Consider the following 340-nt stretch of genomic DNA (forward strand, 5'->3'; position numbering starts at 1 on the left):
CGCCGGACCGAGGACGGATACCCCCCGCCGCGGCCCCGCCCCCACGGAACAGCAGGCGCGTCAGCCACCCGGCGCCCGAGGCGGGGGAGGCGGTGGCCCCTGATCGGACGACCCGGACCGCCGCCGCCGAGGCGGAGGCGGAAGCGTAGGACTGGCGACGGTAGGCGCCCCAGACACATCGCCCCCACCCGCCCCCGGCGGCACTTCCGGCAGCCGCAGATACGGATTCGTGTCGGGGTTAGGCGCCCGATAGGGCCGACTCGGCGAATAGGGCCCCGCTGCCGCACCCGGCACCACGGCTCCGCCCCCCTTCTCCGCCCGACGCCCCACAACCCCCGCC

The 340-nt window shown here is 77.4% G+C and carries 1 pseudogene; it reads right to left on the reverse strand.

Going from position 1 to position 340, the window contains the following annotated elements:
• Positions 1–60 precede the first annotated feature (60 nt).
• Positions 61–340: pseudogene (locus GTW40_RS32930) on the reverse strand (hypothetical protein); the annotation flags it as partial.

The sequence above is a fragment of the Streptomyces sp. SID4985 genome (assembly GCF_009863025.1).
Classification (GTDB): Bacteria; Actinomycetota; Actinomycetes; order Streptomycetales; family Streptomycetaceae; genus Streptomyces.